Consider the following 7,711-nt stretch of genomic DNA (forward strand, 5'->3'; position numbering starts at 1 on the left):
TAGGGGGCAGATCTATGAAACCACCCCAGCAACCCGACTCAACGCCCCACACGGGCCAATTGCGGAATGACTCGCCGGCGCGAGCGATGCGGGCGACCTGGCGCTCCGCCCGTGACAAGGACGCCGGTACCGCGGCGCAGGCCGAGGCTGCAACCGGGGCGCAGCGCGGCAAGGCGGCCCGGGCGGATGCGGGCGCGCCTCGCGACAGCGGCCCGGCCGAGGCGGGCGACGCTTCCATGGCCGGGTGGCAGAGGCCGCTCGCCAGCCCATACCATCCGATCCCTGTCGCCCCACGCAGCCGGTACCGGCCATGGTTGTGGGCGGTCTTGTTCGGCCTGCTGCTTGGTGCGCTCGGTCTGGGGCTCGCTTCGGCCTGGATCAGCGGTCTCGATATCAGCAAGCTGGAGCATCCGCTGCCTGAAGCGAGCTTCGTGCTCGACGCAAGCGGCCAGCCGGTTTCCGAGCTCTCGTCGTCCAAAATCGAGCCGGTGCCGCTAGCGCAAATGCCGAAGCATTTGCAGCACGCGATCGTCGCGGTCGAGGATCGGCGCTTCTACGAGCACCGCGGCTACGATCTGCGATCGATCGCCCGCGCATTGATGCGCGATCTTCAATCCGGCTCTTTCGACGAAGGCGGCAGCACCATCACCCAACAGCTGGCCAAAAATATGTTCTTGTCCTCGGACAAAACGCTAACCCGTAAAATAAAAGAGCTCGGCTACGCCATAAAAATACACTTCGCCTACAGCAAGGACGAGATTCTCGAGCTGTATCTGAACAGCATTTATTTCGGTGAAGGACAGTGGGGCGTCGAGGGGGCCGCCCAGCATTATTTCGGGAAGCCGGTGAACAAGGTGACGCTGGCCGAAGCCGCGCTGCTCGCCGGGCTTCCGAAAGCCCCTTCCCGGTATTCACCGGTCAAGCATCCCGAGGAAGCATTGACACGACGAAATCTCGTATTGTCCTTAATGAAAGAGCAGCAGCTGATCGAAGCGGCCGATTACGGGCAAGCGGTTGCCGAACCGATCCGGCTGAAGGCGGAAAGCGGCGAATCGCTGAAGGGGAAATTTCCGGCGTTCGTCGATTATGTGATGGATGAAGCGGAAACGAAATACGGCTTCACCGAGCAGCAATTGCTGACGATGGGGCTGCGCATCCATACGACGATGGACCTCACTGTGCAGCAGTCGGCGGAAGCCGTATTCGCCCGGCAAGAGCTATTCCCGGCAAGCCCGGATCAGAAGCTCGTCCAGGCGGCCGCCGTTGTGCTCGAGCCTGCCAGCGGCGCCGTGCGGGCTGTGATCGGCGGACGGGGCGAGCAGACGTACCGCGGCTTCAACCGCGCCACCGAGCTCAAGCGCCAGCCGGGCTCGACGTTCAAGCCGCTGGCCGTGTACGGACCCGCGCTGGAACACGGCTATACGCCCGACTCCATGCTCTTTGACGGCGAGCTCGATATCGGCGGCTACCGGCCGCGGGACTGGGACGGCCAAACCCGCGGAGAAGTGTCCTTGCGCGAAGCCGTCACCCGCTCGTGGAACATTCCCGCCGTCTGGCTGCTGAACGAAATCGGCCTGAATACCGGGCTCGATTATTTGAGACGGTCGGGCATCACGCTGCCGGCTGCCGATAAGCATCTCAGCCTGGCGCTCGGCGGGCTGTCCGAAGGCGTCTCGCCGCTGCAGATGGCGCAGGCCTACGCCGCCATCGCCAACCAGGGCGTCATGCAGGAAGCGCATGCCATCACGCGCATCACCACCAAGGACGGCAAGCCCGTGATCGAGGCGCACCCGCAGCGGACGGACGTGACCGCGCCGGTCCATGCGTATACGCTGCGAACGCTGCTGCAGGAAGCCGTCACGTCCGGCACAGGCCAGGCCGCGCTGCTGAACGGGCGGCCAACCGCCGGCAAGACGGGAACGACCCAGCTGCCGGCGACGCAGGAGTTCGCCGCGGTAGGCCAGAACGGCGCCAAAGATGCATGGTTTGTCGGGTTTACACCCGAATTGGCGGCCGCTGTCTGGGTCGGGTACGACCAAACCGACCGCAACCATTACTTGACGACGTCGGGAGGGGCCGTGCCGGCGACGCTGTTCAAGGAAATGATGACCCGCGCTTTGCAAGGGGTGCCGGTGAAAGATTTTCCCGTACCGGAAGAAGTGCAGCGCGCCATCGAGCAGGCTCGCAAGCAAGCGGAGGATCAAGAGCGTGAAAGACAGAGAAAGTCGGAGGAAGATATAGAAAAGCCGGATAAACGTGACTACAGGTTTTTCGAGAATAAATACGACCGCAAAGAGGACAAGAAAAAAAACCGCAAGCACGACGACGATGACGATTAAGCCGCGCTTCCTCCCGCATACCGAAAGCCCCTTACCCTTACGGCGAGGGGCTTTCGGTATGCCCCCGTCACCTGGCGGGAAACCTATTTGCGTTCCCTGTGGAACGGAATAACGAATCGAGGGAGGCCCCGTATGAAAATCGAAACGAACCGATACGAAGTTGCTTCGCTGCCGCAAACCGACGAAGCCGTTCGTATCATTCGGCAAGCCGAATCGAAGCTCGCCGAGCTGACCGGCGATGAGATTACGCTTATCGCTTATGCACACGCGGAAGGAGGCGAACGGCATGACGCATGACGACGCCCCGGCGGCGCATCCGCATGAACCTACCGTCGCCCCTGGCATGAACACGCACGATCCGCTGGAGGAGAAGGCAACGGAACAAGAGGTGCGGCAGGGGGAGTCAACGCCGGTCACCAGGCTGTTCGTGGACCGTACGCCCGACGATTAATTCCCGCCACCGCCTACCCGAATGAGCCCGCCCGGTGACTCCCGGGCGGGCTCTCGTATTTGTCGCCAGCTTGGCTTGACTCCGTCAGCGAGCCTATTCCGCAAATAGCGAAACTATAGCTCGCTATTCACATCTTCTTCCGGCCTGTCATCCGAACATCGTTCGAATAAGGCAACATCGTTCCATTCTCTCCGCAGGACGCCTTCCCCCTCGCCCGATCAAGCGCCATCCCTCCACTTTCTGTGCAAGCGTCCCCGGCGCAGACAAACGGGCCGCCGCTTAGCCCGTCCCCCGCCGCCTTCTACACCCGCTCCCACCGGTTCGAGTGCTTCTGCAGCATCGGATGGGCCGAGTAAAATTCGCCGCTGCCACCGGCTATGAACATGCGCACTTTTTTGATCCACGGCTCGAAGCTCTCGTAACCGGCCAGCCTGCCGGCCATCGCTGCGCTCACATACACGAAGTACGGGGAGGCGTACTTTTCCTCCAGAAACCGGAAGGCCGTGTCCATCGGCGTATATTTCTTCCGCTTGCCTTCGAACCGCTCAATCGTCCAATCCACGCCCGATTCAGCCTCATCCAGCAAAGCTTCCAGCGCGTCCACACGCCGGTAGTAAGGCTCGACCGGCTCTTTCTCCATGCGGCGCACGGTCTCTTCATGCAGCGGATAAAACACCAGCTTCGCGATGCTCCGTTCTTCGGCCAACCGAAGAAGCGGCTGCAGCTCCTGCAGCGAATAGTCCGCGAAGCTGTCGTACACCCACAAGCTGCCGCGCTCCGATTCCCGCGACTTCGGGGGTTCGTAACCGAAAGGCACCTTCACGTTTTGCTTGGCCATCGCCATCATCCTCCTCGGGTTTCGAGCGTTGGGGATCTTTTGGGTTTAGTATACCATGCCAGGCATCCGGCATTCGCCTCCGAGCCGCGGCCCGCCCCGCCTTTGCCCGCAGTCAGGAAGCATATTTTGCAAGCAGGCTGCGCACGTTAATAATCGAAGACCGATCCTATGGGGAGAAAGGAGGATCACGCCATGTCCGAGAACAAGAAGCATCAAGGCAACTACGAGGGCACCGCTTCCATGTCCGCCGAGAATCAAGATCTGGAGTTCGTCAACGATACCGTAGAAAATGTGAAAACCACGAAAAATTTACCCGGCGCGACGCAAAAGGAAAAGAAATAACCGCGCCCGGCTGTTCTGACGGCTGCACCGAAAACAACCGCAAAACGCCGCCCCTCGGGGCATGGCGTCTTGCGGTTGTTCGCCGTGCTTGCCGGCCTCGGCGGCAGGCATGGCCCGCTGGCTGCGCGGCCGCCTTCAGGCAGCCGGCTCACCGCCGGCTGCCGCCGGGGCGCCCGAGCTCCAGCCAGGCGTCCCGCACCGGCTGCCAGGCATCTCGCTTCGCTTCGAAGCTCATCGCCCGGGCCGGGCTGGACGACGGCAGCGTCCGGTACGTCCTGCCGTCGCCGGCCGGCAGCTTCGGGCGGACATGCCGCTGGAACAGCTCGGCCGCCGCGCTGCCGTTAAAAAACACATGCCGGATGCGCGGATGCATCCCGAACATCGCGGCGAAATCGTTCGCTTCCGGCCGGCGGATCGCCGCGTCCAGACTGCCCTCGCGCTCGCAGGTGCGCAGCACGTCCCACAGCGCCACGCCGCGCGATAGCGCGAACTGTACGCGCGCTTTATAGTCCGCATCCGGCTCACCGCCGTCCAGCAGCGCATACAAGAGCCGCCAAAAATGATTGCGCGGATGCCCGTAATACTGGCCTGCCAGCAGCGAAGCTTCGCCAGGCATCGAGCCAAGGATCAGGAGACTCGACGCGTCGTCGGCGAAGGGCGCCAGCCCGGTAAGGCGGGGGCTCCCCAACTGGGCATGCGTCCGGTCCATGGCTCCGGGCTCGTCCCCGGCGGGGCCTTGCCGCGGCTGCCCGCTCCCGGCTTCGCCGCGTGCCGGTGACAGTTTCCCGATCCCGCTCTCCGCTTCGCCGTCTCCGCAATCCTTCACCCGAATCCCCTCCTTCCATCGGACTTTCAACAGATTTCAACAGACTTTCATCTGAATTTCATCCGAGTTTCAACCGGCATCAAGCCTATCGTCCATCCGATGCTTCCAGCCCGCCCGCTTGACGCACTTTAGCCGGCCGCATCGGTAAGTTCAGCACCAGCAGCCCGACTACAAAAATCGCAGCGCCGCCCAATATGTACTCCGTAATCGGCTCCCGAAAAAATAAATACGACCATAAGATCGAAAACAATACGCCGCAATTGCTAATGATGACGGCTACCGGGAAAGAGACTACGCGGAGCGCCTGCGAGAACCAGTAAAAGCTGAGGCCCGTAATAACCCCGAGCAAGGCCAGCGCCAAGATGGGGTACATGCCGACCGGGCCCGTTAAGGATGCCTGGAACGGAAGCGGAAGCGCCATCAGCAGCGAGCACCAGAGAAACACCGAGAAGTTCATGTTGCCCGCATCCATCTCCTTGATCAGCATCCGCTGGCTTAACACGTGAAACGCCGTTCCCAAGCCCGAAATCGCGTAAAGCACCGTCGTCCACGCCCCTCCCTGCAGCAGAAGCGCGAGCGGCAGCCCGTTCCAGCTGATCAGGAGCACTCCGGCAATACACAGAAGCGCTGCCGCCCAAGCCCGGACCGTCAGTTTCTCTTTTAGCCAAACGGCGGAAACGACCAGCAGAATGATGGTTTGTATCGGCGTCACCAAAATATTTCCGTAAGAATACCCGATAGATAACGCGATATTTTCAAAAAAATAATTGCAGCACTTCCCCGCCGCCCCCAGCCAAATCCACTTCATATCGAAACGAATTTTGATTGGATGCCTTTTGATCCACAGAAATCCGCCCAGGAACACAACGCCCAACGCGAACCGCATGAACGTAATCGTCATGCTATCCAGCATCATCGAGGCCGTCTTTACCAGTATACCGACGAAGCTCCACGACAGCGTCGCGAGCAGCAGCAGCACGTATCCCACGCCATAGCACCTCTTCCCACTTTAAGCAACAGCCTCATTGTAGCATATTTACGTCGGTCACCCCGCTGCTTTTCTTCGCCCGCCGCAATAAAAAGGAGCCGCCAAGGCTCCGGCCAACCGTATGAAATTCCCCTGCATGCGGAGCGCTCGCTATTCGCTGCAAACTTTGGATGTGTAACCGCAAAGTCGACGAATAAGATCCCCTCGCCTGCTTGCCTACAAAGCTCCGTCTTGTCCGGAATTTCTAGTCAACGCAGGCAGCTCCGACGCCAAAGCGCGCTCCAAATACGGATCGGCATGCAGAAAATCCCGAAAACCGGCATACTCCGCCGCCAGCTTTGCCCCTTCGTCCGGCGAGAGCGCGGCGGCGTTCTTGACGGCGCGGATGAGCAAATTTTTGGGCGTGTGCTCCAGATCGATGAACTCCAGCAGCTGCGTCTTATAACCGGCCAGCTCCAGCAGCTTGGCGCGCATCGCATCGGTCGCCAGCGCAGCGAAACGCTCCTTCAGGATGCCGTGCTGCAGCAGCGGCGCGAGAGCCTCGCTCTTGACTTGACGGAACAGCTCGTGCTGGCAGCAGGGTACCGACAAAATAACGGACGCTCCCCAGCGGACCGCCTTGTCGAGCGCGGCATCGGTCGCCGTATCGCACGCATGCAGCGTAACGACCATATCGACTTGACGCAGCTCGTCATATTGGGCGATATCGCCCACCAGGAAGCGGAGCCGGTCGAAGCCGAGCTTGTCCGCCAATGCGCCGCAGAACGCGATTACATCCTCTTTCAGATCCAGGCCGACGATGCGCAAATCCATTCCCCGCATCTCGTGCAGGAAGTGGTACAGCGCGAACGTCAAATACGATTTGCCGCAGCCGAAATCGATGATGTTCAAGGTTCGTCCTTGCGGCAGATGAGGCAGCACGTCGGCGATCATCTCGAGAAACCGGTTGATCTGCCGGAACTTGTCGTATTTCTTGGCCAGCACCTTGCCTTCGGCGTTCATAATGCCGAGCTCCACGAGAAACGGGATCTGCGTTCCCTCTTCGAGCACGTAGTTTTTCTTGCGATTATGCTCCGGCGGCCTTGCCGTATCGGCCTTCTTGGTCGGCGGCTTGCGCAGCACGGCCAGCTTGCCCTTCTTGCTGAGCAGCGCCTGATAATCCGCCTCGACCGCTTGCAGCAGCCCTTGCCTGAAGTCGTCCGTCAGCCACTGGACGAGCTTGCCGGTCGTTTCCGCCGGGGATACGTTCTCGTGCTTCACCTTCGGCCCGAAGAAGGCGCTGAACTGGTAATGCAGCTCCCCCTTCAGCATGACGGGCTTCACCGTCACCTTCGAGCAGCCGTCCGGCTCGTTGCGGCGGGGCTGGCTCAATGTCGCTTGAATTAGCGTGTTTTCTCTGACCAGACGGTCAACAATCTCATAAAGCTCCTGCATAGGCTGTCGTTATCTCCATTTCCGGATGTTCGTCGTTACTCATTATACCCCGGATGCCCTTCCTTCGAAAACTTCACGGTACAACAGGTCAGTGTCAAGCTAGCGTGGGCAGTCATTTAAGATGCTTGGAACGCGAACCCCGAAGGAACCTCTTCCTTGTAAGCGCTTTGCTTCGTTCTTTCATCAAATACAAGTGATTTGTCAGAATTTTTTGCCGTTATCCGCGAAGTGCTTTGAGTGCCATACCCGTTGTGCTGCTTTGCTTCGGTCCTTGCAGCATGCGAATCATTCCAGCGATACAACCCTTGACCGGTTGCGTCACGTTCTTTAGCAATTGCCGCATGTTTATCGGCTGCTGCGGCGTTGCCTGCTTACTCGCTTGTCCTTCAACCGTTCTTACCACCGTGCCCGCTTCTTGAATCCTCATCATCGTCCTCAGCATCGCCCTGACGCCTTGCTCACTCCAACTGTACCCGCCACGCTTCGTCCGCCT

8 protein-coding genes and 1 pseudogene are annotated in these 7,711 nt (G+C 60.2%); 4 read left to right on the forward strand and 5 right to left on the reverse strand.

Features of this window, described 5'->3' with window-relative positions; all coding sequences use genetic code 11:
• The first annotated feature begins 14 nt into the window (after positions 1-14).
• The 3 genes from JMF85_RS03435 to JMF85_RS03445 all read left to right on the forward strand — a co-directional run bounded on the left by JMF85_RS03435 (position 15) and on the right by JMF85_RS03445 (position 2,790).
• Entirely contained in the window at positions 15-2,339 is a 2,325-nt protein-coding gene (locus JMF85_RS03435; protein ID WP_236595719.1) for a transglycosylase domain-containing protein, read from the forward strand.
• 132 nt (positions 2,340-2,471) lie between these two features.
• Complete coding sequence (locus JMF85_RS03440; RefSeq protein ID WP_164751718.1) at positions 2,472-2,636, forward strand: hypothetical protein; 165 nt, start codon at positions 2,472-2,474, stop codon at positions 2,634-2,636.
• The gene (locus JMF85_RS03445) at positions 2,626-2,790 is read left to right on the forward strand and encodes a hypothetical protein (protein WP_164751719.1); all 165 of its coding nucleotides are present in this window, start codon (positions 2,626-2,628) and stop codon (positions 2,788-2,790) included. Before JMF85_RS03440 ends, JMF85_RS03445 begins: the two co-directional genes overlap by 11 nt.
• Positions 2,791-3,091: 301 nt before the next feature.
• Here the strand turns inward: JMF85_RS03445 and JMF85_RS03450 are convergent, their stop codons facing one another.
• Positions 3,092-3,628, reverse strand: coding sequence for a hypothetical protein (locus tag JMF85_RS03450; protein ID WP_127605102.1), 537 nt, complete (start codon positions 3,626-3,628; stop codon positions 3,092-3,094).
• Positions 3,629-3,820: 192 nt separating this feature from the next.
• Between JMF85_RS03450 and JMF85_RS03455 the strand changes: the two genes are divergently transcribed.
• Positions 3,821-3,970, forward strand: coding sequence for a hypothetical protein (locus JMF85_RS03455; protein ID WP_164751720.1), 150 nt, complete (start codon positions 3,821-3,823; stop codon positions 3,968-3,970).
• A gap of 148 nt (positions 3,971-4,118) precedes the next feature.
• Here JMF85_RS03455 and JMF85_RS03460 read toward each other — a convergent pair whose 3' ends face one another.
• From JMF85_RS03460 to JMF85_RS03475, 4 genes and pseudogenes are all read right to left on the reverse strand, one after another.
• Complete coding sequence (locus JMF85_RS03460; RefSeq protein ID WP_236595720.1) at positions 4,119-4,796, reverse strand: DNA-deoxyinosine glycosylase; 678 nt, start codon at positions 4,794-4,796, stop codon at positions 4,119-4,121.
• 85 nt (positions 4,797-4,881) lie between these two features.
• Complete coding sequence (locus JMF85_RS03465) at positions 4,882-5,784, reverse strand: DMT family transporter (protein WP_201317728.1); 903 nt, start codon at positions 5,782-5,784, stop codon at positions 4,882-4,884.
• A gap of 216 nt (positions 5,785-6,000) precedes the next feature.
• Positions 6,001-7,218: a class I SAM-dependent methyltransferase gene (locus JMF85_RS03470; RefSeq protein WP_127605106.1), complete on the reverse strand. Its 1,218-nt coding sequence runs from the start codon at positions 7,216-7,218 to the stop codon at positions 6,001-6,003.
• Between the two features lie 217 nt (positions 7,219-7,435).
• Positions 7,436-7,711, reverse strand: a pseudogene (locus JMF85_RS03475) (ISLre2 family transposase); the annotation flags it as partial.

The sequence above is a fragment of the Paenibacillus sp. EPM92 genome, from assembly GCF_016586185.1.
GTDB classification, from domain to species: Bacteria; Bacillota; Bacilli; order Paenibacillales; family NBRC-103111; genus Paenibacillus_G; species Paenibacillus_G validus.

What these genes read in the sequence shown, in the direction of transcription:
- JMF85_RS03435 (WP_236595719.1), top strand. Translation starts at nt 15, where the DNA reads ATGAAACCACCCCAGCAACCCGACTCAACGCCCCACACGGGCCAATTG.
- JMF85_RS03440 (WP_164751718.1), top strand. Translation starts at nt 2,472, where the DNA reads ATGAAAATCGAAACGAACCGATACGAAGTTGCTTCGCTGCCGCAAACC.
- JMF85_RS03445 (WP_164751719.1), top strand. Translation starts at nt 2,626, where the DNA reads ATGACGCATGACGACGCCCCGGCGGCGCATCCGCATGAACCTACCGTC.
- JMF85_RS03450 (WP_127605102.1), bottom strand. Translation starts at nt 3,628, where the DNA reads ATGGCCAAGCAAAACGTGAAGGTGCCTTTCGGTTACGAACCCCCGAAG.
- JMF85_RS03455 (WP_164751720.1), top strand. Translation starts at nt 3,821, where the DNA reads ATGTCCGAGAACAAGAAGCATCAAGGCAACTACGAGGGCACCGCTTCC.
- JMF85_RS03470 (WP_127605106.1), bottom strand. Translation starts at nt 7,218, where the DNA reads ATGCAGGAGCTTTATGAGATTGTTGACCGTCTGGTCAGAGAAAACACG.